General features: G+C 31.5%; 23 protein-coding genes. 5 read left to right on the forward strand and 18 right to left on the reverse strand.

Annotation, left to right across the window (positions count from 1 at the left end; translation table 11 throughout):
- Positions 1 to 392: 392 nt before the first annotated feature.
- The 6 genes from ribB to tpx all read right to left on the reverse strand — a co-directional run bounded on the left by ribB (position 393) and on the right by tpx (position 7149).
- Entirely contained in the window at positions 393 to 1535 is a 1143-nt protein-coding gene (gene ribB / locus MK851_RS12890; protein WP_115900878.1) for a 3,4-dihydroxy-2-butanone-4-phosphate synthase, read from the reverse strand.
- A complete protein-coding gene (locus MK851_RS12895) occupies positions 1513 to 2985 on the reverse strand; it encodes an LptF/LptG family permease (protein WP_320244294.1) in 1473 nt (490 codons plus the stop codon). The genes ribB and MK851_RS12895 overlap by 23 nt, the downstream gene beginning before the upstream one ends.
- A 93-nt stretch (positions 2986 to 3078) precedes the next feature.
- On the reverse strand, positions 3079 to 3732 hold the full coding sequence (locus tag MK851_RS12900; RefSeq protein WP_115900876.1) for a LolA family protein: 654 nt from the start codon (positions 3730 to 3732) through the stop codon (positions 3079 to 3081).
- Positions 3733 to 3771: 39 nt separating this feature from the next.
- Positions 3772 to 6237 (reverse strand): DNA translocase FtsK, encoded by a 2466-nt coding sequence (locus tag MK851_RS12905; RefSeq protein ID WP_303506900.1) that lies wholly within the window; start codon positions 6235 to 6237, stop codon positions 3772 to 3774.
- A 27-nt stretch (positions 6238 to 6264) separates the two neighbouring features.
- The gene (locus MK851_RS12910; protein ID WP_303506897.1) at positions 6265 to 6645 is read right to left on the reverse strand and encodes a diacylglycerol kinase family protein; all 381 of its coding nucleotides are present in this window, start codon (positions 6643 to 6645) and stop codon (positions 6265 to 6267) included.
- A 6-nt stretch (positions 6646 to 6651) separates the two neighbouring features.
- Positions 6652 to 7149: a thiol peroxidase gene (gene tpx / locus MK851_RS12915; RefSeq protein ID WP_303506895.1), complete on the reverse strand. Its 498-nt coding sequence runs from the start codon at positions 7147 to 7149 to the stop codon at positions 6652 to 6654.
- 114 nt (positions 7150 to 7263) lie between these two features.
- Between tpx and MK851_RS12920 the strand changes: the two genes are divergently transcribed.
- Both MK851_RS12920 and MK851_RS12925 read left to right on the forward strand, forming a co-directional pair.
- The gene (locus tag MK851_RS12920) at positions 7264 to 8652 is read left to right on the forward strand and encodes an MATE family efflux transporter (RefSeq protein WP_320244295.1); all 1389 of its coding nucleotides are present in this window, start codon (positions 7264 to 7266) and stop codon (positions 8650 to 8652) included.
- Positions 8639 to 8863: a hypothetical protein gene (locus tag MK851_RS12925; RefSeq protein WP_320244296.1), complete on the forward strand. Its 225-nt coding sequence runs from the start codon at positions 8639 to 8641 to the stop codon at positions 8861 to 8863. Before MK851_RS12920 ends, MK851_RS12925 begins: the two co-directional genes overlap by 14 nt.
- A gap of 3 nt (positions 8864 to 8866) precedes the next feature.
- On the opposite strand, the gene MK851_RS12930 is transcribed toward MK851_RS12925, so the two are convergent.
- From MK851_RS12930 to MK851_RS12955, 6 genes are all read right to left on the reverse strand, one after another.
- Positions 8867 to 9388, reverse strand: a complete 522-nt coding sequence (locus tag MK851_RS12930; protein ID WP_320244297.1) for a M23 family metallopeptidase — start codon at positions 9386 to 9388, stop codon at positions 8867 to 8869.
- Positions 9382 to 10644, reverse strand: a complete 1263-nt coding sequence (locus MK851_RS12935) for a WD40 repeat domain-containing protein (protein WP_320244298.1) — start codon at positions 10642 to 10644, stop codon at positions 9382 to 9384. Before MK851_RS12935 ends, MK851_RS12930 begins: the two co-directional genes overlap by 7 nt.
- A gap of 29 nt (positions 10645 to 10673) precedes the next feature.
- Positions 10674 to 11117, reverse strand: a complete 444-nt coding sequence (locus MK851_RS12940) for a DUF6892 domain-containing protein (RefSeq protein ID WP_320244299.1) — start codon at positions 11115 to 11117, stop codon at positions 10674 to 10676.
- A gap of 197 nt (positions 11118 to 11314) precedes the next feature.
- The gene (locus tag MK851_RS12945; protein ID WP_320244300.1) at positions 11315 to 12331 is read right to left on the reverse strand and encodes a TQO small subunit DoxD; all 1017 of its coding nucleotides are present in this window, start codon (positions 12329 to 12331) and stop codon (positions 11315 to 11317) included.
- Positions 12332 to 12923: 592 nt separating this feature from the next.
- Positions 12924 to 13478 carry a GNAT family N-acetyltransferase gene (locus MK851_RS12950; protein WP_320244301.1) on the reverse strand — a complete coding sequence of 185 codons (555 nt, stop codon included), beginning with the start codon at positions 13476 to 13478 and terminating at the stop codon, positions 12924 to 12926.
- Between the two features lie 216 nt (positions 13479 to 13694).
- On the reverse strand, positions 13695 to 14423 hold the full coding sequence (locus tag MK851_RS12955; RefSeq protein ID WP_320244302.1) for a DUF4272 domain-containing protein: 729 nt from the start codon (positions 14421 to 14423) through the stop codon (positions 13695 to 13697).
- A gap of 320 nt (positions 14424 to 14743) precedes the next feature.
- Between MK851_RS12955 and MK851_RS12960 the strand changes: the two genes are divergently transcribed.
- Positions 14744 to 15787 (forward strand): flavin-containing monooxygenase, encoded by a 1044-nt coding sequence (locus MK851_RS12960; RefSeq protein WP_115900862.1) that lies wholly within the window; start codon positions 14744 to 14746, stop codon positions 15785 to 15787.
- A gap of 91 nt (positions 15788 to 15878) precedes the next feature.
- Here MK851_RS12960 and MK851_RS12965 read toward each other — a convergent pair whose 3' ends face one another.
- Positions 15879 to 16364, reverse strand: coding sequence for a DUF2938 domain-containing protein (locus MK851_RS12965; RefSeq protein ID WP_320244303.1), 486 nt, complete (start codon positions 16362 to 16364; stop codon positions 15879 to 15881).
- Positions 16365 to 16509: 145 nt separating this feature from the next.
- Here MK851_RS12965 and ctlX point away from each other — a divergent pair, with 145 nt between their 5' ends.
- Positions 16510 to 17445 (forward strand): citrulline utilization hydrolase CtlX, encoded by a 936-nt coding sequence (gene ctlX, locus MK851_RS12970; RefSeq protein WP_303511208.1) that lies wholly within the window; start codon positions 16510 to 16512, stop codon positions 17443 to 17445.
- Here ctlX and MK851_RS12975 read toward each other — a convergent pair.
- The 4 genes from MK851_RS12975 to MK851_RS12990 all read right to left on the reverse strand — a co-directional run bounded on the left by MK851_RS12975 (position 17442) and on the right by MK851_RS12990 (position 22903).
- Complete coding sequence (locus MK851_RS12975; protein WP_303511207.1) at positions 17442 to 17894, reverse strand: hypothetical protein; 453 nt, start codon at positions 17892 to 17894, stop codon at positions 17442 to 17444. The genes ctlX and MK851_RS12975 overlap by 4 nt on opposite strands.
- A gap of 63 nt (positions 17895 to 17957) precedes the next feature.
- Positions 17958 to 20855, reverse strand: a complete 2898-nt coding sequence (locus MK851_RS12980) for an FAD-binding and (Fe-S)-binding domain-containing protein (RefSeq protein ID WP_320244304.1) — start codon at positions 20853 to 20855, stop codon at positions 17958 to 17960.
- Positions 20856 to 20891: 36 nt separating this feature from the next.
- The gene (locus MK851_RS12985) at positions 20892 to 21350 is read right to left on the reverse strand and encodes an Lrp/AsnC family transcriptional regulator (protein WP_047789278.1); all 459 of its coding nucleotides are present in this window, start codon (positions 21348 to 21350) and stop codon (positions 20892 to 20894) included.
- 122 nt (positions 21351 to 21472) lie between these two features.
- The gene (locus MK851_RS12990) at positions 21473 to 22903 is read right to left on the reverse strand and encodes a VOC family protein (protein ID WP_320244305.1); all 1431 of its coding nucleotides are present in this window, start codon (positions 22901 to 22903) and stop codon (positions 21473 to 21475) included.
- A gap of 371 nt (positions 22904 to 23274) precedes the next feature.
- Here MK851_RS12990 and MK851_RS12995 point away from each other — a divergent pair, with 371 nt between their 5' ends.
- Positions 23275 to 23997: a hypothetical protein gene (locus MK851_RS12995; protein WP_303511199.1), complete on the forward strand. Its 723-nt coding sequence runs from the start codon at positions 23275 to 23277 to the stop codon at positions 23995 to 23997.
- Positions 23998 to 24224: 227 nt separating this feature from the next.
- On the opposite strand, the gene MK851_RS13000 is transcribed toward MK851_RS12995, so the two are convergent.
- A complete protein-coding gene (locus MK851_RS13000; RefSeq protein ID WP_320244306.1) occupies positions 24225 to 24404 on the reverse strand; it encodes a hypothetical protein in 180 nt (59 codons plus the stop codon).
- Positions 24405 to 24588 lie beyond the last annotated feature (184 nt).

Below are 24588 nucleotides of genomic sequence, written 5' to 3' on the forward strand. Positions count from 1 at the left end.
TCATTATGTATTAACACATAAATAAGACAAAAATTACTATTGCACCTTGTTATAATATAAAGGAAGAAGTCTATAGCAATTTTCACGGTGTCAAATATAAAAAATAAATGCAAAACATGTTTAATTATTATCGGAGTGATACCCCAAGCCTAATTGGGATGTCTTTTCCTGTATAAGGGGAGTGGCACTCCCATAGTAAGGGGAACGATACTCCTTGGGTAAGGGGAGTAACATTCATTGCCTAATAGAAGTGTTTTAAACAAACTATTTGTTGTAGAAAAATGTTAGTTAATTAGTAAGGTTGAAAAAAAAGACTGTAATAACTGATAGTTGTATAAAACAAAAATCCCGAGTTAATTAACTCGAGATTTTTGTTTTATATATTGTTTTGATTAGTAGTTTACATAATCAACAATTTCTAGTCCGTAACCAATCATACCCACACGTTTGGTTTGTTTGGTGTTAGAAACTAAGCGTAATTTATGAATGTGTAAATCGTGTAAAATTTGTGCACCAATACCAAAATCTTTGTTGTCCATCACCACATTAGGAGCTTTCATTTCTCCTTTAGCTTGGTTTTCTTTTAGCATACGAAGTCTATTCAATAAATTTAAAGCTTGCATTTGTTGATTAATGAATAAAATAGCGCCTCTACCTTCTTCATTAATAACCTTAAACATTTGGTCTAGTTTTTTGTCGGCATTATTAGTTAAGGTTCCTAAAATATCGTTGTTTACTAAAGTAGAGTTTACACGAGTTAAAATAGGTTCGTTTTTACTCCAAGTACCTTTAGTTAAAGCAATATGTACTTGATTGTTGGTAGTTTGTTGGTAAGCACGTAAGCGGAAATCACCAAATCGAGTTTGAATATTAAAGTCTTCTTTCTTTTCTATTAAAGAATCGTGTTCCATTCGGTAGGCTACTAAATCTTCAATAGAAACAATTTTTAAATCGAATTTTTTAGCAACTTTCATTAGTTGAGGTAAGCGAGCCATGGTACCGTCTTCATTCATAATTTCAACGATAACTCCAGCAGGCTCTAAACCAGCTAAACGAGCAAAGTCAATAGCTGCTTCAGTATGACCAGTTCTACGTAATACACCACCGTTTTTGGCTTTTAAAGGAAAAATATGCCCTGGTCTAGCTAAATCAAAAGGTTTGGTATCTGGATTCATTAAGGCTTGTACAGTTTTAGCTCTATCAGATGCAGAAATACCCGTAGTAACCCCGTTTCCACGTAAATCTACCGATACGGTAAAAGCAGTTTCCATAGGGTCAGTATTGTTACTTACCATCATATTTAGTTCTAATTCTTTACAACGAGTTTCGGTTAATGGAGTACAAATTAATCCACGACCATGGGTTGCCATAAAATTGATCATTTCTGGAGTAATCTTTTCAGCAGCAGCTAAAAAATCACCTTCATTTTCACGATCTTCATCATCAACTACGATAATAACTTTACCGTTTTTAATGTCTTCTATAGCTTCTTCAATTGTATTTAATTGAATATTAGTTGGAGTTTGTGTTGTCATTATGTTGTGGTTTTCTCTTTTTAGAGAATAAGTTTTTTACTGAGTTTCGTATCGGAGCAAAAAAACTATTAATATCAAATAGTCCTTTGTCTTTGGTCGCTCTAACAGTTAAAGTAATAGCCAAAGGTAGCATTAAAAATACACTTAGCCAAGAACCAGTAATGGCTGTAAGTGAACTTTCTTCTGCTAAATTCCTTCCAAAAGTATTGGAGAAAAAGTATAGTACATAAATGGCTATTGCCAAAATCATAGGTAATCCCATTCCTCCTTTTCTAATAATAGAACCCAAAGGAGCACCAATAAAGAAGAGTAATAAACAAGAAAGTGAAAAAGCTACCCGATTGTAAAACTCAATATCATATAAGTTTAAATACTTTCGTTTGTTTTTTAAGGTGTCTTTGTTAGACTTGTTGTTATTTATTGTACGTTCTAATTTAGAAGTAGCTGTTGAGAGAATATTTAGTTTTTCTTTTAACTCAAAGTTTTCAAGAATATCTAAGGAAAGGTCTTTGTTTTTTAATGAATCAGGATACTGATGTAAGTCTTCTACATCAATACTTAAAAATAAGTTTTTTGCTCTACTATTAACAAAGGCATCGTAGTTTTGCTTCAAGGTTGGCAAAGTATCTTTTAACTGAGCCAAACTTAACATATTGTAGTTTGTTTTATACTTTTCGTCTTCTAGGTCATCGTTACTAAACGAAGAAATATCAATATTAATGGTGTATTTTTCAAAGTCTGCGTATGAGGCAGGCATCTTTTCACGCTTTTTAAAAGAAGCTCCGTTTTTTAAATGATGCTCAAAATAATAACCATCTTTTAAAACTAATGTCATATAACGACTACCTTCTTCTGAAAGAATTTCACCTCTTTTTGCTGTAATAATTTTATTGTTTCCTTTTTTTGAAGATAGATCGTAAATCATTACCTCTTTTAAAAGGTTGTCTTCTTCGCCGTATTTCTCTTTAAATTTTATTTGAAAATTAGGGATTTCAGTGTTAAAGCTTCCGGCAACTAAAGCAATAGCTGGTTGTTTCTTTTTAATGTTTACCTTCATGTTTAATTGCTTAAGCATTGCATATGGATACACGTAATTAAGAAACAAAAAGTTAATACCACTTAAAAAAATAGCTAAAAAAACGATAGGACGAACCATACGTTGTAGAGATACACCAGCAGACTTGGCTGCGGCAAATTCATAATTTTCAGATAAACTACCCAGCGTCATAATAGAAGATAATAAAACACCAATAGGTAAGGCTTGAGGGGCTACAAGAAGTGTAGTGTACCACAAAAATTTTAAAATAATTCCAGCACTAATACCTTTACCAGCAAAATTATCAAAAGCCAACCACAGTACTTGCATTACTAGTACAAATAAAATGATAAAGAAGGTTGCTAAAAAGGGAACTATAAAACTTTTTAATATATATCTGTCTAATGTTTTCACAGAAGCAAAGGTAGTAGGTTAGTGGTATATAAACACAAAAGTTTTGTTAATGATTTTTTAAGTAAACCAGTAACAAAACTTCTATATAATTTTTTAGTCGATATAGTATCCTTGTTTAGCGTACTTAGTTCTATCAAAAGAAAAAAGCTGAGCAGATATAGGTTGATTACTTTTAAACTTAGTAATTGTAAAGGTAGTTTCAGCTCCGTTAGAACCTATTTGGGTTAATTTATAAATATGCTTTGTTTTAGCATCGATACCTAATTGAACTTTTACAATATCAGAGTTACTATCAATAGGAGTAAGCTCTATATATTGAACTTTACGTCCGTTACTGTTCTTTAAAGCTCCCATTTGGTAATTATATCCTTCTTTGTAAAAGGTTAATAGTTTAGAAGGGTAAATAAAACCGTCTTCTTCATCTAAGTTACCGTTGTTAATACTTACTTCTTTTTCATCTTGGTTGATAACAACTAATTTTTTTCCATCAAAAATAAAGGTATTCCCAAGATAATCTAAGTTGTACTTTTCACCAGATAAGGTAATTACTCCTCTAATAGGAGGGTCGTTGGTAATGCCTGCTTCTCTATTTATTAAAGATGAGTTAAAACCGATAACCATATTTCTATAGGTGCCCATTTTGTCTGAAACTTCATCAAGCATTTTTTTTGCTTCAGAAGAATTTGTTTGCCCCATAGCACTAATGCTAATACATAATCCAATAAATAATAATCCTATTTTTTTCATCGTCTTTCTTGTTTCCACTTTCGGAATAGTTTATAATTATTAATTTTTTTCACTCTCTAATAATTGCTCTAAAGCAATTAAATCTGGTACAAGTACTTGTCGTGCTTTACTACCTTCAAAAGGACCTACAATACCTGCAGCTTCTAATTGATCTATCAATCTTCCAGCACGATTGTATCCTAGCTTTAATTTACGTTGCAATAACGATGCCGAACCTTGTTGAGCAGTAACAATAACTTCAGCTGCATCTTTAAACAGTTTATCCCTGTCTGCAATATCAACATCAAGATTTGTGCCACCTTCTTCACCAACATATTCTGGTAATAAATATGCTTCAGGGTAGGCACGTTGAGAGCCAATAAAATCAGTAATTTTTTCTACTTCAGGAGTGTCTACAAAAGCACACTGAATACGTATAACATCATTTCCTCCAGAATATAACAAATCACCTCTACCAATTAATTGGTCTGCTCCTGGAGCATCTAAAATAGTTCTAGAGTCAATTTTTGAAGTTACTCTAAATGCAATTCTAGAAGGGAAGTTAGCTTTAATAATACCTGTAATTACATTTACTGAAGGACGTTGTGTTGCTACAATTAAATGGATACCGATAGCACGTGCTAATTGAGCCAAACGTGCAATAGGAGTTTCTACTTCTTTACCCGCGGTCATAATTAAATCAGCAAACTCGTCAATTACCAATACGATGTATGGTAAAAAACGGTGTCCGTTTTCAGGGTTTAGTTTACGAGCCTTAAACTTAACATTGTATTCTTTAATGTTACGAACCATGGCATTTTTAAGTAAGTCGTAACGGTTATCCATTTCAATACACAATGAATTTAAGGTGTTCACCACCTTAGTAGTATCGGTAATAATAGCTTCAGAATCGTCTGGTAATTTGGCTAAATAATGACGTTCTATTTTGTTGAATAATGTTAATTCTACTTTTTTAGGATCAACCAATACGAACTTTACTTCAGCAGGATGCTTCTTGTATAAAAGTGATGTTAGAATAGCATTTAATCCTACCGATTTACCTTGTCCTGTAGCACCAGCCATTAATAAGTGAGGCATTTTAGCTAAATCGATAACAAAAGTTTCATTTGAAATCGTTTTTCCAAGAGCAATAGGAAGTTGCATTGGAGATTCTTGGAATTTTTTAGAAGCAATTACTGAATGCATAGAAACGATAGTTGCTTTCTTATTTGGTACTTCAATACCAATAGTTCCTTTTCCTGGAATAGGGGCAATAATACGAATTCCTAAAGCTGAAAGCGATAAAGCAATATCGTCTTCTAAATTTTTAATTTTTGAAATACGAACTCCAGCTTCAGGTACAATTTCATATAAAGTAATGGTTGGACCAACTGTAGCCTTAATTTGAGCAATACCAATTTTATAGTTTTTTAAGGTCTCTACAATTTGATTTTTCTTTGCTTCAAGTTCAGTAGGGTCTACAGAAATACTTTCATTATATTCTTTTAGTAAATTGAAAGAAGGGAATTTAAAGTTTCCTAATTCTAACTTAGGATCAAATTCACCAAAATCTTTTACTAATTGATCGGATAAGTTTTCAGAAACACTTTTTTCTTCTGCAATTTTTTCAATAGCAACTTCTACTTCTTTTTTACTTTCTTCTGATATTTTTGATGATGGTTCACCAGTTTGAGTAATATCTAGAGAAATTTCTTGTTTTTTCTCATAGTCTGAAGTTTCGTCAACACCAGAGTAGTTAGAAATAGTTGGTTGTAAGTTTTCTAATGATAATTCAAAGTCTGATTTATCTTTTCTAGACTCTTCATTTTTTGGACTTTCGGTATTGTTTACATCAGTGTCATTTAAAATAGTTGAATCATCTCGGTTTACTTTTGTAGAGTTTTCTGCAGTGGTTGTTTTATTTTCTTTATGAACTTTTACTTTTTCACTAATTGCTTCTGGAGTAATACTAAAACGGATAATTAGATAGGCAACCAAAAAGAAAATGAGAAGAATAGCTAATCCTGTTTTGCCTAAGAAAGTTTGTAAATATTCATTTAACTCAAAACCTATAACTCCTGACAACAGGGCATGCTTTTTTTCAACAAAGCCAAGAGCAGTAGCAAACCAAAGCATAATTAAGATACCCCAGTTCCAGGAAATTATAATTCTTTTTAGGTTGGTTTGTAGTAAGATTCTAGCCCCTGTTAAAAATAATGTTAGAGGTATAATAAAGGCACCTAGCCCGAAACCTTTGTATACAAGAAAGTTGCTTAGTTTAGCACCTATTTTTCCTAATAAGTTTTTAGTAGGGATAGTTCTGTTAGCAAATTGATTGAGTGTGCTTTGGTCTTCTTGCCATGAGAAGAAAAAAGAAACAAAAGCAACAGTTAAAAATATAGAAAACAATATCAGAAAAAAACCTAAGATAGTTTGGTTTTGTCTGTTTGAAAAAAAGGATTTAATCCTTTTAATAATAGATTTTTGAGGCTGTTTCTTTCGAACAGTTGTCTTCTTTTTTGCCATGTATTTTTGTTAGAAATAAATTGAACGCTACAATATAGCTATTATTTTAGGAAGGTAAATTATCCCAGCAATAATTAATGATATCATAGCTGCAAATGCAGGAGCACCTGCAGCAATATCTTTAATGAAACCTATTTTTTTATGATAATCAGGATGTATGAAATCGGCTACTTTTTCAATAGCAGTATTTAAAGCTTCTGCTACTAAAACTAATCCGATAATTAAAGTTTGAATCATCCATTCAGTAGAGGAGATTTTAAAATAAAAACCAAATAAAGTAGCTATTAAACCAAAGAAAAGTTGTGCTTTTATACTGTCTTCAGTGGTTATTAATAACCACATTCCTTTTAAGGCAAATTTAATACTACGTATGCGTCCTTTTAAAAAGCCGTCATTCGGATTCTTCATATGTTTTTAAAGTACTTTTAATGCAGCTTCGTAATTAGGCTCATCTACAGTTTCACTTACCTGTTCTGTATATATTACTTCTCCATTTTCGTCAATAATAACGATGCAACGAGAGTGCAAACCAGCTAAAGGACCTGAAATAACTTCTAAACCATAATCCTTACCAAATCTTCCTGCAGCAAAGTCAGACAACATAACTACATTCTCAATACCTTCAGCCCCACAAAAACGACCTTGAGCAAAAGGAAGGTCTCTTGAAATACATAAAACTTTAGTGTTTTTTAAATCAGCAGCTTTTTTGTTAAACTCTCTAACAGAAGTAGCACAAGTACCTGTATCTACACTTGGAAAAATATTTAAAATTAATTGAGAACCACTGAAATCACCTAAGTTTTTAACTGATAAATCAGTAGCAACTAACGAAAAATCAATTGCTTTGGTTCCTGTTTTAGGTAGGTTTCCTATTGTTTCTATTGTATTACCTTTTAGTGTTATTGAAGCCATTTTGTATGAGTTTTTAATAAAATTCAAAGGTAGTTAAATTAATTATAAAACAAATAAATTAAACTTTCGAGACTTTTAAAAAAGTTATCTTCGCAGATTGAAAAAAGGTAAAAATTGAATTTAAAAAAATATACTTCAGAGTTTAAATACAACCTAAAACTTGCAGCCCCAGTAATGTTAGGTATGTTAGGGCATACATTTGTGAGTTTTATAGATAATATAATGGTAGGACAGCTAGGAACTGCTGAGTTAGCAGCAGTTTCATTAGGAAATAGTTTTATGTTTATAGCCATGTCGTTAGGTATTGGTTTTTCTACTGCAATTACACCTTTAGTTGCTGAGGCTGATTCTTCTAATAATTTTACACAAGCAAAATCTGCATTTAAACATGGGCTTTTCTTATGTACAATGATGGGAATTATATTGTTTTTGGTGGTTTTCTTTTCTAAACCATTAATGTATTTAATGAAACAACCTATAGAAGTGGTTGAGTTGGCAATTCCGTATTTAGATTTGGTTGCCTTTTCATTAATTCCGATGATTATTTTTCAGGCATTTAAACAGTTTAGTGACGGAATGTCTATGACGCGTTATCCTATGTATGCAACGTTGATAGCTAATGTATTAAATGTAATATTAAACTATTTACTTATTTATGGAAAGTTTGGTTTTCCAGAATTAGGAATAGTAGGAGCAGCATACGGAACTTTACTGTCAAGGGTTGTAATGGTTGTATATTTATGGTGGTTGTTAAGCAAGAAAGAGCGTTCAAAACGCTTGGTAACCAATATTAAGTTTTTTGTTTTAGATACTTTGATGATTCGAAAAATATTAAGTTTAGGTACACCAAGTGCTATGCAGATGTTTTTTGAAGTAGCTATTTTTACGGCAGCAATTTGGTTAAGTGGATTGTTAGGTAAAAACCCTCAAGCAGCAAATCAAATAGCCTTGAATTTATCTTCTATGACATTTATGGTAGCAACTGGATTAAGTGTTGCTTCTATGATTAGAGTGGGAAATCAAAAAGGATTACAAAATTATAAAGAGTTACGAAGAATAGCATTTTCAATCTTTTTCTTAGGAACAATATTAGCGGTTGTGTTTGCTACTTTCTTCTTTGTTTTTCATAAATCATTACCAAATTTATATGTTGATTTAAGCGATGCTGAAAATTATGCAGATAATATGGAAGTAATGGGTATAGCAGCAAACTTATTAATTGCTGCCGCAATTTTTCAAATTAGTGATAGTATACAAGTTGTAATGTTAGGTGCTTTACGTGGTTTACAAGATGTTAAAATACCTACGTTAATAACTTTTATATCGTATTGGATAGTTGGTTTTCCTATTAGCTTTTTCTTTGGAGCAAAAGATATGTATGGTAGCTTTGGTATTTGGTTAGGATTACTAGCAGGATTAACTACAGCGTCAATCTTATTATTTATACGATTTAACAAATTAACTATCAAACTTATTAAAACAAAACACCATGAACTTACCTAAATTTTTATTAGCAGATAATAGTGAACATCCAGAAGATATTTTTGTATTACATACTGAATATCCTCGTTTTTTAATCAATTTTAAAGATGATGAAATTGAATGGTTTGAAGATTTATCAAACGAAAATGAACAAGATCTAGCTAATGAATTAGAAGGGTTAATTGAAGCTGCAGGATTGTTTTATGATGCAGAAATGGAAGGGTTAGATTAAAAATTAGCCTTCTAAAAATTCAATAGGGTTTAGATAAAACATTTTTTTCCATCCTTGCTTATCTGAATCTATTCTCCATACATAAGGTATCAATGTAAAGATAGAGTAGTGTAGGTGAGGGGCTTTTCCAGCGGCATTCCCACTAGTTCCTACAGTTCCAATTACTGAACTTTTGTTTACAAAAGTTAAAGAAGATGTTTTTACGTTTTCTAAATGTGCGTAGTAGTGTAGTCTCCATTTTGGACCTAAAACTAGTACTGTATTTCCGCCCATACTTGTTTTTCCAGAAAATAAAACTACTTCAATAGTAGAAGAGGTGATTTTAGTATCTTTCTTAGCAAAAATATCTACTCCTTTGTGAGTAACTGATTTACCCCAAGGATAATACCAAAATGATTTTGGGTTGTAATCGGATTTGGTAGCTCCATTAACAGGCATTTTTAAGTTTTGAGGAATTAAAAAGCCTGTTAATAGAATTACTAAAATAATAAGTGTTCTTTTTTTTATTTTAATTGTTCTTACCACCAAAGCTCTTTTTCTTCATCTTTCCAAAGAATTAATCTGAAATCTTCATAATGATTTCCATTACCAATGGTATGTGTATCTCTGTGTCCTTTACCTAACTTTAATTTATGAAGAATTCCAGCATAGGTGCTTACCCATAAAGTTTGCTCGTTATCAGAAATTGTAATACCGCTTATGGTAGAGCCAAGATAGTGTCTCCAAATACAGTTTCCGTTTTTATCAAAAGCTTTAATGTATCCGTAAGCATCACCTAAAATGTAATAATCTTTAGTGCTTGTACCAACATATACTCTCATTTCATCATCAATAACTTTAAAATTATCTGCTTCATCTACATAAGATTCAACTTCTAATCCGTTTAAATTTTTAGCATCAACTCCGATGGTAATTCCGTTATAAAAATGACAAGAGTTTGTAATAAGCTGTTTGTCATCTTTAGAAAATAGACAAAAATGAGGATAAGAAGATTGCGGGCCAATTTCTCCAATTTGATTTCCTTCGTTATCTAATACTCGATGATCAAAAGATTGATCACCAACTACAATATATTTATTGTCGTTTGATAAAGTTGCATTCTCCATGTCTAAGTATGGCTCCCATTCCTCATCTTCTAAATCAGGTTCAGGATGTACCATATTTATCGAGTTTTTAGAAACGATATATATTCCTTCTGAAGTAGTTACTAACACTTTTTTACCATCGTTAAAAGGCGTCATATTTGTGATGCCTATTTTATGTAATTCTCCAAGTTCAAAAGTTTCTATAATAGTTCCATCCCATTCCTTGCGTGTAATTAATGTTTTTGGAGTTTTAATGGCAAAAATGTTGTTTTGATGAGATTTTCCAATAGCTTCAATAGTACCATCTAACTTAATAAGTGTTCTATTGTCTAAAAGATAGGCTTGCCTTTTTTGATAGGCGCTACCTGTTACAAAAACGATTTTTTCATTTTCAATAAAGCATAACTGTTCAATACTTTGTCCTTTTTCTTTAAAATATTTTATTAATGGAGTATGAGCAGGTGGGTATTGTTCTCTAAACTCTTCAATTTGTTCAATTTTATTGGCTTCTCTTAATCTTTGTACTATGATATCTGCTAAATAATCACGACTATCTTCAGGTTCTTTACCTTTCCAGTTATCCCAACCATGTTCTTCACCAAAAGCAACCATTTTATTTACCTCGGAGGCATAAGTTTCACCTATATTATACCATTCTTGTTGTATTTCTGTATCGGTTTTTTTAATAGTTTTCATTATATACTTTTAAACATGTTTTTACTTTCTTATAGCCAATCAGCCTCAATTCCTTTTTCTTGAAATTCTTCTAAAAGCGAGTCATTCTCACTATAAAGAAGAGAAATACTTTTTAAGTTAGGAAGTAATTTAGTATCAACAACAGAGTTTACACTAAATACATCATCTTCACCGTCCCAAAAAGGAATAATTTGCCCATAGATTTCGTCACCACCATCCATGTGTAATTCTTCAATGTTTTCAACCATTTCAGAAGTGAGTTCTAAGTTTTTAAAATGTTCTAATACTTCAGGAATAATTTCATAACCTTCTTCTTCAATAACATCATAAGCTTCTGAACTGGATATGTTTCGCTGTTTTTCTATAAACTCATAAACGTCTAATTTAGGCTCTAATACTTCTTGAGCGTACATTAATTCATTAATTACAACTAGTTTAAAGTTTAATTCTTTAAAGTTTAATTGATTACTCATAGTCTATTTTGTATTTTAATTAGTAAGAGGCTAAGTGTAGAAAACACTTAATAGCTTTTTTGGGTGAAATTATTTATAAAAACAAAGGCAATCGATACGAAATTTGTTAAAAAAAATATAAGGTTGGTTTATGAATGATGATTGAAGTTTTGAAAGAAACGCAATAGTGTTTTTTTATCACTATTGCGTTTTTAGGTCTATTTAGTTATTTGATGTGTCCAAAAAGCACCACTAATATCAGTTATTTTCAATGTATATGTTCCGTTAGAAAGATTTGAAAAAGCTTGACTTTTGAAAATCATTTTAGCTTTAGCACCTAAAGGGACAACCAAACTATGTTTACCTGGTTTTATTTTAGCAACATAATAATTTGAGATGTTTTCATTAGTTAAAGAAGCTAAGTCTTTTTTAGAATACTGAATAACGGTATTATTTTGTTGGTTTGATAATTCAACAGAGATAACCCAAGAACCGTAAACATCAACACCCTCTGTTCTAAAAAGGTCAAAAGAAAGTATATCGTTACTAATTTTACCTGCTGTTATTTCTAATTTAGGTTTTACTGATTTGTTATGAAGTGTTCCCCAAACTCCGCCATGAAATACTTGGTTAGTGAATAAGGTCATTCCTAAAATAGCCAAGGATCCTATTAAAACAAATTTTGGAAAAATATGGTTCTTAATTGGTATAACTCCTGATCCTAACCATGCAAACCATTTCTTTTTAGTAAAGGAAAAATTGTTTTTTATGAAGTAGTTATCTATTGAATATTTACCGCTACCTGTTAAAAAAAGTACATAACCTGTTGCAATTCCAAGTACACCAATTTGCCATTCGTCAAGACATGTTGTACCTATCCAACCAGAACCAAGGAGAATTCCCATTGCTAACCCAAATACACCTATACTCATTATTCTGGTAAATAAACCAAATATGATGAATAGGCCTACAATTCCTTCAATAATGGTAAATATTACCATGTTTAACCATAAGATGTCAGGATTTTCTACTAAATATTGAATAAGAGGTTTAATGCCTAAAGCGTTTGGGAGGAAATGATTGAATTTTTCTCCAATGTATCCTGCTACTTCAGGGTCAAGTTTATTAGCTAAAATTGTTCTTCTCCAAAAGGCAGAAAAATATGTCCAGCCAATAACCAATCGTATAGCAAGAACTAAAAGTCCAGAATCATTTTTTATATTGTTGTTAATCATTGTTTTTATTTAAGTTAAGTGAGGCCAGCTATTTTAAACTTAAAGCATGGCCATGAGCTACATAAGTATTGTTTATGTAGGTTGTTATTGTTTTACTTGTAATTGTTAAGTTCTACTTTTTATTAAAGTAAAACTATTAAGTGGGAAGTAGGATTAGAGGTAAACCTTAAAGTTTTTAAATAAGATATAAAGAGGAACTGAAGGTGTAAGAAACTTCTTTTTTTTGTAATTGGATACTGTCTCGTTAGGTATGTTTTCAATAAACTGAACAGAAAAGTTGAAAGTTCTTACAAAAAACAGTTGGAGCACTTTAACTGATGATGATACTTGTATTAGCGACTCATCTACAATTTTACTACTATAGCAACTAAGGTTACTCGTGGTGGTCTGACTTTTGCTAGAAACCTCTGTAAGTGGAACATTAAGTTCTGCTTGTATAAAGTTTCTAACCTTACAGGGAGAGAATAGTAATAAAAATACTAGCCCTACTATAGGAAAAAGGGAAGAGGTTTTTGATATTTTGTTGTGTTTTCTCACATTGTAAACTTATAAAATAAACGGAGTGTTGTGTGTTATAGTTTTCTTAATAAAGTTACTGTATTTGTAAATGCTCCATTTCTTTATCAACTAAAGTCTTTTTACCAACAACTTTAAAGCCTAGTTTTAAATACAATTTTTTAGCATTAGGATTGTCTTTATCAACTAAAAGACCTAATGTTTCATTCTTTTTATGAACATATTCATCAATTAAAAATTGAAGTATTTTAGAACCGACACCCTTACCTTGGAAACTAGGGTTTACGCCAATACAATCAATATAGTATTCTCCAGGTTGTGTTTCTTTTTCATACACTAATGTTTGATTAAACATAGTTTTTATTACTGAGGCAACTGGTGCTCTAAGCTTTTCCAAATCTGCACCGTTATATATGTTTGTTGCAGCAATAACTTTATTATTATCTTCTATGATCCAACAGTTTTCATAAGAGTATTGGTTGTTTTTTTGAATAATTAACGATTCTAGAAAATGAAGTGCTTTCTCTGTAGAGTTTTCCCCAATAAATTTATAAACAATTTCTTCCATAGCTAACATCATACAGGTAGCAATTTCTTTAGCGTCTTTAGTAGTGGCTTTTCTTATAATCATAGTGAATTTTTTAATTAATTTTATTTCTAAAGGATTATCCTTTATGATTTTTTATATAGGCTTCACTTCCCCAGAAGGAAGTAGAGTTAATTTGTGTTTTCTTACATGAATACAAGCTAAGTAGTAAAATTACTAGTATAAAGATTCTCAATTTCTTAAAATTTCAATTTTAGCAAATTTATGTAGTCTAGAATTAACGTCTCTAGTTTTATTTGTTTACGTACTAAGATCGGTATTTCCCCACTCAGTACCGTCAGAAAGCATCCATGTTAACGAATATCTACGTTCATGTATAACTCCTCCATTTCCAATAGGGTCAAAGTCATCAGGAGTAGTGTTTCCTCCTAGTTGAGCACTTCTTACAGCATTATGCAAACAGTAAAATAAATCTTCTTTTTCTACTAATTTTTCTTCTTCTAGCGTGTGTTGCTGAGGAAGCCAATCACTAATTAAAGAATCAAGTGAACAAGTGTAATTTATAAAGATTTCCTGCATTTGCTCACCAGTCATCATTTGACCAGAAATTTCAGGCTCGTCATAACCAAAGTACCAGGCAAGTGGCCATGCGTTTTCAAACTTCCAACCAATAGAATTTCTTAACTCAATATCATTTCTAGAAGCATCAAGTATTTCTTTTTCCTCTAGGGTCATGTAATCAAGAAGTTCATTTTGATTAATAAAGTTAGTTATTTTTTCATCTGGTAAGTTTTCTGAAGGCACCATAATCCATAAAACAAGAGCTTTTATAGCGTGGAGTCTTCCTGCGATTTCATCAGCAGGTCTTAACTTTGTTTCTCTAATTGTAGGGAGAGAACTTGCAGGATGAAATCCGGCGTCTAGACAAATAGTAATTGATTGAGATCTAACTATTGAAGAGCCTTTTTGAGTTGTTTGAGGTTTTGGAGTATTGTTCTTTGAAGTTTTTTTTTTGTTAAACCATCCCATAGTTTGTTTTTTATGTTTGTAAGCTTATAGCTTATTTTTTGGTGAAAATATTTATAATAGTAATAGGTGTTGTTATGGAATTTGTTAAAATATAGTAAAGATTGATAAGAACTTTATGTTACTACTGTTTTAATGAATCGAAACTATTTGATAACATGCTTTTATCATATAAACAAAGTTTAAGTTATTTTGCTTGTAATGAGTTTAATATATTGTAAATGGCAGCTCTATTAATTTCAAGGGAATTTCCAGTTCCGAGAAAAGCTTGATGCGTTTGTTTAAAGTATCTATATTTGAGCTCTTAATGAAAATGATTTTAGATGTTAGATTTTGTGATTATTGGTGGTGCACAAGCAGGCTTATCCATGGCTTACCACTTAAAAAAGATGGAAAAAAGCTTTATAGTAGTAGACGGAGAAGAAGAAGTAGGAGCCTCTTGGTTAAATAGATGGGATTCTTTAAAACTATTTACACCAACCGAATATAATCACTTACCAGGTTTAAAATTTAAAGCACCTAAAGGTCATTATCCGACTAAATATGAGGTTAGCAATTATTTTAAATCGTATGTAAAGAAGTTTGACATTCCTGTACAATTGAATACGTTAGTAACATCCGTAAAAAAAACGGTAAAAGGGTTTCATATTATCTATAATGAAGGAGAAATTGTAGCAAAGAATGTAATTATAGCAACAGGTCCGTTTCATATACCATATACACCACCTTGTCACACCAAATTATCTGATGATATATTGCAAATGCATAGTAATTATTATAAAAATAGTGAACAGTTGCAAGAAGGGGATGTGTTAGTTGTTGGAGGAGGGGATTCTGGCTATCAAATTTTAGATGAGGTTTCTAAATATAAAAACTCAAAGAAGGTTTATTTTTCAGGAGATACTAAGGTGAAAACTTTACCACAACAATTTTTAGGTAAAACCCTGTGGTGGTGGTTTACGTTAATCGGGTTTTTAAGGTTTAGTAAATACAGCTGGATAGGCAAAAAAATAAGTACATCATTACAACCTGTAATTGGTACAGATGTAAAAGAAATTTTATCTCGAGAAAATGTAATTACAGTAGGAAGAACTAAAGATGCTTTAGATAACGAAGTTGTTTTTGAAAATAAAAAAGTAACTTCCATAAAAAATATTATTTGGGCAACAGGGTATCGTCCTAATTTTAAGTGGATAGAAGGCTTGGAGTTAGATTCAGATAACTACCCAAAAAACTATAGAGGGGTGAGTAATATTGAAGGATTGTATTTTATAGGTTTACCTTGGATGCATACACGTGGTTCTGCTACTTTAGGAGGTGTGTCAAAAGACGCTAGCTATTTAGCTGATATAATTAGAAAAAAATAAATTTTTGTACATAAAAGCAAAGCCACTAATAATTCATAGTATTAGTGGCTTTGCTGTATAAGAGATAAAATGTTATATTTAATAAACTTGATTACTTAACTAAGGTACTTAAAATTTTAGCACTTAAAAACAATCCAAACCCAAATACAGCATGTGTTATTAAACTCATTATTTGAGCTTTAATAGGATGAGGAGTGTTAGAAGCAGCAATTCCTAATCCAAATGCAGGTTGCATAAAAAAGAAAGGAGCTATAACAGTTACAATTCCTATAATTAAAGCTGGTGAAAACGTAGGGTTTTCAAGCCATTTTTTGCCAAAAAAAAGGACTAAGAATAAAGCAAAAGTAATACCAATGGCGTAATGTGCAACCCAACCAACTATATGTTCGTGTTTTATGGAAGGAGCGGTAAATATTGTGTGGTGAGAAAATTTACCATTAAAAAAATGCCCAATCCAACGACCAAGAAATTTATAATCAAGAGTTTTAATGCCAAAAGCATTTAAAATAAAAGAATACACATCCATAGTTATTATAGCTCCAATGCCTACTAAAATTGTTTGAAATAAACTGCTCATGTTTTTTTAAAACAAAAATATAGTGAGTGTAGTTAAGTATGATAGGACAAAACAGAAATATAATAGGATAAATTAATAAAATTTAGTTGTTTTTAAACTATTCTGGTTGCAAATACAAACTAAAAAAACTTATTACATTCGCAATATGGAACAAACAACAAATACCATAGTAATGGTTCGTCCTGCAAGTTTTAGGATGAACGAGCAAACCGCAGTAAATAATTATTACCAGCAAGAGTTGTCGGGAATGTTACCTGCATCAGTTAATGCTAAAGCACAAGAAGAGTTTGATACTTTTGTAGAAAAATTACAAGCTGTAGGAGTTACTGTAGTAGTTGTAGAAGATACTAAAAAACCTAATACACCAGATGCACTATTTCCAAATAACTGGATTTCTTTTCATGAAAATGGTGATGTAGCGATCTACCCGATGTTTGCAGAGAATAGACGCTTAGAGCGTAGAGAAGATGTGTTAGAGATATTAGAAGAAAAAGATTTTGTAATAGAAAATGTTGTAGACTATTCGGAAGCAGAAGAGGAAGAAGTTTTTTTAGAAGGAACTGGGAGTATGATTTTAGATAGATACAATAGAAAAGCCTATTGTGCCTTGTCTCCACGTGCCGAAGAAGAATTGTTTATAGAATTTTGTGAAGATTTTGAATATACTCCTGTAATTTTTACAGCAAATCAAACAGTTGAGGGTAGGAGAGAAGCTATTTATCATACAAACGTAATGATGTGTGTCGCAGAAACTTTTGCGGTGGTATGTTTAGATTCGATAGATGATAAAAAAGAAAAGAAAAACTTATTAAAACATTTAAAGTCGGACGGAAAAGAAGTTATTGCTATATCAGAACAGCAAGTAACACAATTTGCAGGAAATATGCTACAAGTTAAAGGAACGAATGACGAACGTTACTTGGTAATGAGTTCTTCTGCTTTTAATTCATTAAAACAAAATCAAATTCACGCTATAGAAAAGCACAGCAAAATACTACACAGCTCTCTAGAAACTATAGAAACCTGTGGTGGTGGAAGTGCTCGTTGCATGATGGCTGAAGTTTTTTTACCAAAAACCTAAGCAACCATAGTATTAGAAACTTTATAGTTTTTATAATATTGCATTAAAATAAAAGAACAGATAACTGAAGAAGCAATCCCTTCAATAGCTAAAGCAAATACAACTAGTGGTAAACTTAAATTCTGACCCCAAAAAGAAGACTGTTCAAGTATTTTCATAAAATCAGGATCAATAAAATCTACATATATAATTAACCCTAAAATGGTTAAAGCTATAGCAATTATAGAAGTTCCTATTCCTAATAAAAAATTAGTAAAATATAATGATTCGTGGTTTTTAACAATATTAGTTTTTATAGCTCTGTTAATACCATAAAGAACGAAAGCAAAGTTTAAAAAACGCAGTTCGGAAATATCTTCTAATCCAAAAATTTTCATAACTAAAAAAAAGCTAACAATACCTGCAAAAATAAGCAGTGCATTGTTAAAGATGATTTTATTGCTCGCCATAATAGTACGTTTTAAGAGTTAATCGTCTTAAAAGTACAAAATAAAGAAATGAAAATCAATTATTTAAAGTAAAGCTTCTTTTAAAATTGTTACAGGGTGTTTTGCTAAACGTTTTGTTCCGTCATAAATTTGATGACGACAACTAGTGCCAGCGGCTACTATTTCTGCACTGGTTGAACAGTTTCTAATCTTAGGAAACAACGTATCTTCACCCACTTGCATACTTACTTTATAATGCTCTTTTTCATATCCAAAAGATCCAGCCATACCGCAACAACCGGTATTCATAATTGTTACTTTATAGTTCTTGGGAATATTTAATATAGAAAAAGAGGCATGTGTACTAGATAATGCTTTTTGATGACAATGCCCATGTATTTTAAGTTCCTTTGTTTCGTTACTAAACTTAGTTGTATCTATAGATGCATTAGCATGTTCGTTCGCTAAAAACTCTTCAATAGTAAAACAATTTTCAGAAAGTTTTTTGGTTGCTATTTTATCGTCTGCCAAACGCAAGTATTCATCTCTAAAAGTTAAAATAGCCGAAGGTTCTATTCCAATTAATGGAGTTTTTTTAGAAATTAATTCTTTAAAAGTGTTCACATTTTTATTTGCAATTTCCTTAGCTTCTTTTAAAAAACCTTTTGAGATGTAACTACGTCCGCTTTCTTCGTGGTTCACAGTTTTTACTTCATACCCAAGTTTTTCTAATACAATCACGGTATCTTTACCAATTTCAGCATCGTAATAATTGGTGAATTCATCGTTGAATAGATATACCGTTTTATTGGCAGGTTTAGTATCGTGTTTTTTCAACCAAGCACTCAATGGTTGTTTTGCTAATTTAGGAACGGAACGTTCTGTAGCAACTCCCATAACTTTTTTAGCTAGGGTGGTGTTGGTAAAGAAATTTGTTAGCACAGGGAATTTACTTCCTAATTTGTTGTATTTAGCATTGTTAGCAAATAATTTACTACGGAAAGAATATCCATTTGTTTCTTGATATTGGTATAAGAATTCTGCTTTCATCGAAGCAATATCTACATTACTCGGACATTCACTAGCACAAGCTTTACAGCTTAAACATAGGTCGAGAATATCTTTTAGTTCTTTAGAATCGAACTTGTTTTTAGCAGTATTATTGGTTAACACTTCACGTAATGTATTGGCTCTTGCTCGTGTAGTTTCCTTTTCGTTACGAGTAGCTCGGTAACTTGGGCAGAGTGTTCCCCCAGCTTCAGGAGATTTACGGCAATCACCTGAGCCGTTACATTTTTCAGCTAGCTTTAAAATACCTTCACTATCCGAAAAATCTTGAATGGTTTCTATCTTAGGTTCATTTCTATCAATTTCATAACGTAAACTTTGATCCATAGGAAAAGCATCGGTAATTTTTCCTTTATTGAATACATTATTTGGATCGAATGCCTTTTTTATTCTTCGTAATAATTGGTAGTTTTTATCACCAATCATTAACGGAATAAACTCCGCACGCACAATACCATCACCATGTTCACCACTAAACGATCCTTGATACTTCTTAACTAACTCAGCAGTTTCAGTAGTTATTTTTCTAAATAATACTACGTCTTCCTTTTTCTTTAAATTCAAAATAGGACGTAAGTGTAGCTCACCAGCTCCTGCATGTGCATAATACACTGCTCTTTGCTGATATTTATCCATAATTTTGGTGAATTCCTCAATATAGGTAGGTAAATCTTCCAAGGCTACGGCAGTATCTTCAATACAAGCTACCGCTTTATCGTCTCCAACAATGTTTCCTAATAATCCTAAACCTGCTTTTCGTAGCTGATGTACTTTAGCAATGTCTTCGCCATATACTTTAGGATAGTGGTACCCAAAATTGTTTGCTTTTAAATCTTTAATAAGTTTATCGGCTAATATTTCAGCTTCTTCTATAGTGTCTGCCGAAACTTCTAACATTAACACAGCTTCCGGATCTCCTTGTAAAAAGAAACGGTTTTTGGCTTGTTCACGGTTATTTTTAGTGCAATCTAAAATTACTTTATCCATTAATTCACAAGCATAGAGTGTGTGTTTCATGGTAGTAACAGTAGCTTTTAAGCTTTCGTTTACACTAGTAAAATGCGGACATACCATAATACTTTGCGTAGGAGGTAGGTCGTCTAGTTGAATTGTAATAGCCGTTGAAAATACTAAGGTTCCTTCACTTCCTGATAAAAATTTAGCAGGATTGATAGTTGGTTGAGTTCCGCCAAATAAATCGGAAGTTAAAAATTCATCAACTGCATACCCAGTATTTCTTCGGTGAATGCTTTCTTTTGGGAACTCTTTTTTTATTTCTTGTTGAACGGCTTCTTGAGAAAGCTCTGTATAAATAGCACGATAGATGTTTCCTTCTAACGAATTTTCTATTTTCTTTTGGTTGAATTCTGCTGAGGTGATTTCAGAAAAAGTAACTTCACTACCATTACTTAATAAACCTTGAATAGCAATGACTTTATCGCGGGTAACACCGTAACGTATAGAAGTACTTCCTGAAGAGTTGTTACCTACCATTCCCCCAATCATACAACGGTTAGAGGTTGAGGTATTCGGCCCAAAAAACAATCCGAATGGTTTTAGGAAGCGGTTTAAATCATCACGAATAATTCCTGGCTCTACCGTAATGGTTTTGTTAATTTCATCAAAAGCCAATATGTTGGCGAAGTGTTTAGAAACGTCTACAACAATTCCATCTCCTACACACTGTCCTGCTAACGAAGTTCCTGCAGTACGAGGAATTAAGGTAATATTGTTCTTAGTAGCAAAATCAATTAAAAGTTGAATATCCTGTATATTCTTAGGGTAGGCAACTGCTAGTGGGATTTTACGATATACTGAAGCATCGGTTGCGTAAATGTTTTTATGTAGGTTGTCAAAAAATAGTTCGCCAGTTAATGATTTTTTGAACGTTTCTAGTTGTGTTGTTTGTACCATTATCTTAAATACCTAAAATGTGGGTAGTGTTGTTAATTATTCTATTGGAATGTGACGCTTAAAACAGGTATCGAAACATATAAAAGTATCGGTTCCTGCCACTCCTTTGATTAAATGTACGTTATCGTATAGTATTTTTTGTAAATGTTCGTTGTCTCTAGCAAAGATTAAAATAAAAATAGCGTAGTAACCAGAAACAAAGTTACATTCGGTTATTTCAGGTATTTTTTCCAACTCATGCATTACTTCTTTAGCAAAGCGAGCTTCACGCAATCGAATACCTGTGTATGATTTGGTTTTATAGCCTAAGCTTTTTTCTTCTAAAACAAACTCCGCATTTTTAATTACACCTTCTGCAGTTAACTTTTTAATACGTTGATGAATTAAGGAGTTGGAAACCTTTAATTCTTCCGCAATTTGCGAATAGGCTTTACGAGCATCTAAACGTAATTTTGAAAGTATTTGTTTGTCTATATAATCAAATTGATTTTCCAAAAGAATAATTTTGTTAGCATAAACTTAATATAGGCTACAAGATAAACAATCGTTTTTAACGAAAAAAGTGTAGCCGATAATGCAAATATACGGCTACACTTTTTCAATATTCTATTTTACGCTTAAGCATTTATTACTGCTAAGCAGTTTTGTATGCTTTCATCTTGCATATCTTCATACCATTTTGTTAACTTATAAACAGGTTCACCTAAATCCTTTTCAAATAATGATTGATTAGAAGTACCTTCATATTCGCGTTTAGCATCATCTGTTCCTAAGTTTGAAGCAAAAATTCCTGCTGCACTTACAGGTAAGAAATCTTCGTAAACCATAGGTTCTATGCTTAAATAGCCATCCTCTAATAATTGGTTTACATCTGCTTTTGTATACACTTTTTCTTTAGATAAAGTTTTTGCTTTATCGGTAGTGAAATAATGGAAATATGCCAATTCTTTTGAGTGTAGCTCTTCATAGTTATCAGGAAAAACTTTAAAATTTTCTGCTAATAATTTATTGTATTCTGAGGCATTTTCGGCAGTTGGTGATCCACCAATAGCTTTACGTGTTTTACCTAATAACTCGTGATACAAGTCAAGTCCTTTTTGAGTTAACGCTACACCACGTTGTTCAATCTCACCAAAACGAGCTTTGTGTTCGCCTATTTCTTCTTTTTCAGCATTGTTTTTAAAAGTAACTTTTTCGGTCAATGCTTTAAAACTTGTTTGACGTAGTAAAATAGGGCATTTTCTTGCAGGAGGTCCTTCTATATTGTCTTTTGGTGGAATATTACGATCCTCCATACTTACTTGTACCTTGTCTATATCTAAAGTTCTAGGGGTTAGGTGGTTGATGTGAGGCCCTTTGAAAGCAACTACATCAGCAATTAATCTGTGTTGATTTAATAAAGCTTCATACATTTCATAATCTACGGTAGCAATATCGTGCCAACGAAAAGTTTCTAATGCTTCTTGAACAAAGGTTTCGGCATCTTCTTTATTTAACCCTCCTTCTTTTTCAGATTTATCAATGAGTTGCAAAACTTTTTCTGTAAAAATTTGACGTTTTTCTAAAATAGTTTCAACATTGTTACGAAGTTGAGCATCATCAATTAAATCTAAACGCAATAAGGAGGTAAAAACTCTGAATGGAGCTTGGTTAAGAGCGGTACTTTCAATAGCTCTAAATGCTGTAGAATGAACAGGAACACCAGCTGGGGCTAAATCGTAGTAGCCAACAGAATACATTCCCATTACTTTAAACAGACGTCTCATCGTAAATAATTCATAGGGTTTACCTAAACGAATTGCTCCGTGGCGTTCCATATTTAGTCGAGTTAATTCGCCAGTATGTGCTAACTGCTCTTCAATTTCTTTAGACTCAGAAAGAACATTATCATTTATGTCATGAACCAAATCAAGTAGCTCACCATAAAGTGGCACCTCATTTTTGTACATATCAGACATAACTTTAGAGAAGCGGTTACGAATGTACTCTGGAGAGACAAATTCTTCAGCTGTATTAGTAAAACTTTCTAGTTTATTTTTTGATGACATAGTTTATTGAGATTTACTACAAATTAAATGAATTTAATTTTTTTTAGTGCATATAAAGGTGAAATTTGCTTTGTTAGTGTTTTTTTTGAGTCAGTTTTATTTTTTGATTGCCTTTTTTTTAACCAAAAGACAATTTTTTACTAAAAAAGTGTTTTTAAAAAGTCAATTTGACTTTGTTTCAGATAAGTCTTAGTAAAAAAAACAGAGTTTTTAATTCTGTTAGATATTGGTGACGAGAAGTTTTTTGTTAAAATATGTCTACAAATAACTCATTATTAGTAGGTAATATTTTTATCTTGAAAAAAATAAATTTTAGGGTAGGGAGAGGAGAGATATGGTTGTCTTAAGGTTATAAATGAAAAAACAAAATCATGAAAACATTACAAAAAACAGTATTATTATTAAGTGCAACTTCATTAATGTTATTAGGAACTTCTTGTACTAGTGAAGATGGAAACAATGAAAACTTAAGAATTAAGGCATCTTCAACTAACACATTTAATCAGAGTAAACTAGCTTCAAAAAGTGTAAATAATGCAGAAGTAACCATTTCTGATTTTAAACTAAACATCACAGAAATAGAGTTAGAGTTTGATGATAAATACCAAGATACTATGAATGACAGTATCATAAGTTCTGATGATGAGATTGAGTTGAGAGGACCATTTCAGTTAGATTTGTTAACTGGAATATCAAACATTACTTCTTTAGAACTTCCAAATGCTGATTACGAGGAAATTGAGTTTGAGTTTGATAAAAATACAGACGAGTCTAGCGACATGTTTAATAAAACGGTTGTTGTTAAAGGTACTATAAATACTGTACCGTTTATCTTCTGGCATGATTTTGAAGAAGAAATTGAAGTAGACTTTGAAAATGAAACTACTGATATTATTGTTTCTGAAAGCTTAACTGAGGTTACTATAAACTTTGATTTAGATGCAATGTTAAATGAAGTAGATTTATCTTCTGCTATTGATGGTAATGAAGATGGTACTATAGAAATTAGTCCGCAAGATGCGGATGGTAACAACGATTTAGCTGAACAATTAAAAGAAAAACTAAAAACTGCAGCAGAGTTATTAGATGACTAATCATTAGAATATAATTAGTTGTATTAAAAACCTGTGATACTTAGTGTCATAGGTTTTTTTTAAATCATTCAGAATAGGTTAAACCTCTAGTTTAAAATAAATATTTTAGTTGTAAAAACGGAAAAATTATGGCTTGTTTTAGAATATGGATCTCTTAAAATGTACTAGTATTCTTTCTTTAATATATAATCAAGTTCGTTATTTTTAATATTGTGATTTTATTAATTCTAAACAAGTTGGTCTATATTTTTTACATTTTTATTAAATGCTGAAATATTTGATAGAATTATAGTTCTATTTTTATTTAAAATATTTAATGCTATTATAGAAGAATGCCCTTCAGTTTCAACATTATACATATACCAAACCCGTTGTGCATTATGATTTAAAATAAAAAAGTTGTTCATCTTACTGATAATTAGCAAATTGTTTCAGTTACAAAACATTAACAATGAACAACTTAAATGCAAATTATGAAAGAATATTGAAAGTGTTACAAAAAACATCAAAACACCAGCTTTTAACCTACCAAAGAAGACAGCCAAAGCTAAATGATTTGGAATTAATAAGTTTAAGTCTTACTGCTGAATA

Source organism: Tenacibaculum sp. 1B UA (genome assembly GCF_033978845.1).
GTDB lineage: Bacteria > Bacteroidota > Bacteroidia > Flavobacteriales > Flavobacteriaceae > Polaribacter.

Coding starts and splice junctions, on each gene's coding strand:
- MK851_RS13000 (WP_320244306.1), bottom strand. CDS start 24,404: ATGAACAACTTTTTTATTTTAAATCATAATGCACAACGGGTTTGGTAT.
- MK851_RS12900 (WP_115900876.1), bottom strand. CDS start 3,732: ATGAAAAAAATAGGATTATTATTTATTGGATTATGTATTAGCATTAGT.
- MK851_RS12980 (WP_320244304.1), bottom strand. CDS start 20,855: ATGGTACAAACAACACAACTAGAAACGTTCAAAAAATCATTAACTGGC.
- MK851_RS12960 (WP_115900862.1), top strand. CDS start 14,744: ATGTTAGATTTTGTGATTATTGGTGGTGCACAAGCAGGCTTATCCATG.
- MK851_RS12995 (WP_303511199.1), top strand. CDS start 23,275: ATGAAAACATTACAAAAAACAGTATTATTATTAAGTGCAACTTCATTA.
- MK851_RS12945 (WP_320244300.1), bottom strand. CDS start 12,331: ATGATTAACAACAATATAAAAAATGATTCTGGACTTTTAGTTCTTGCT.
- MK851_RS12905 (WP_303506900.1), bottom strand. CDS start 6,237: ATGGCAAAAAAGAAGACAACTGTTCGAAAGAAACAGCCTCAAAAATCT.
- MK851_RS12935 (WP_320244298.1), bottom strand. CDS start 10,644: ATGAAAACTATTAAAAAAACCGATACAGAAATACAACAAGAATGGTAT.
- MK851_RS12965 (WP_320244303.1), bottom strand. CDS start 16,364: ATGAGCAGTTTATTTCAAACAATTTTAGTAGGCATTGGAGCTATAATA.
- ctlX (WP_303511208.1), top strand. CDS start 16,510: ATGGAACAAACAACAAATACCATAGTAATGGTTCGTCCTGCAAGTTTT.
- MK851_RS12950 (WP_320244301.1), bottom strand. CDS start 13,478: ATGATTATAAGAAAAGCCACTACTAAAGACGCTAAAGAAATTGCTACC.
- MK851_RS12925 (WP_320244296.1), top strand. CDS start 8,639: ATGAACTTACCTAAATTTTTATTAGCAGATAATAGTGAACATCCAGAA.
- MK851_RS12990 (WP_320244305.1), bottom strand. CDS start 22,903: ATGTCATCAAAAAATAAACTAGAAAGTTTTACTAATACAGCTGAAGAA.
- MK851_RS12940 (WP_320244299.1), bottom strand. CDS start 11,117: ATGAGTAATCAATTAAACTTTAAAGAATTAAACTTTAAACTAGTTGTA.
- MK851_RS12955 (WP_320244302.1), bottom strand. CDS start 14,423: ATGGGATGGTTTAACAAAAAAAAAACTTCAAAGAACAATACTCCAAAA.
- ribB (WP_115900878.1), bottom strand. CDS start 1,535: ATGACAACACAAACTCCAACTAATATTCAATTAAATACAATTGAAGAA.
- MK851_RS12910 (WP_303506897.1), bottom strand. CDS start 6,645: ATGAAGAATCCGAATGACGGCTTTTTAAAAGGACGCATACGTAGTATT.
- tpx (WP_303506895.1), bottom strand. CDS start 7,149: ATGGCTTCAATAACACTAAAAGGTAATACAATAGAAACAATAGGAAAC.
- MK851_RS12975 (WP_303511207.1), bottom strand. CDS start 17,894: ATGGCGAGCAATAAAATCATCTTTAACAATGCACTGCTTATTTTTGCA.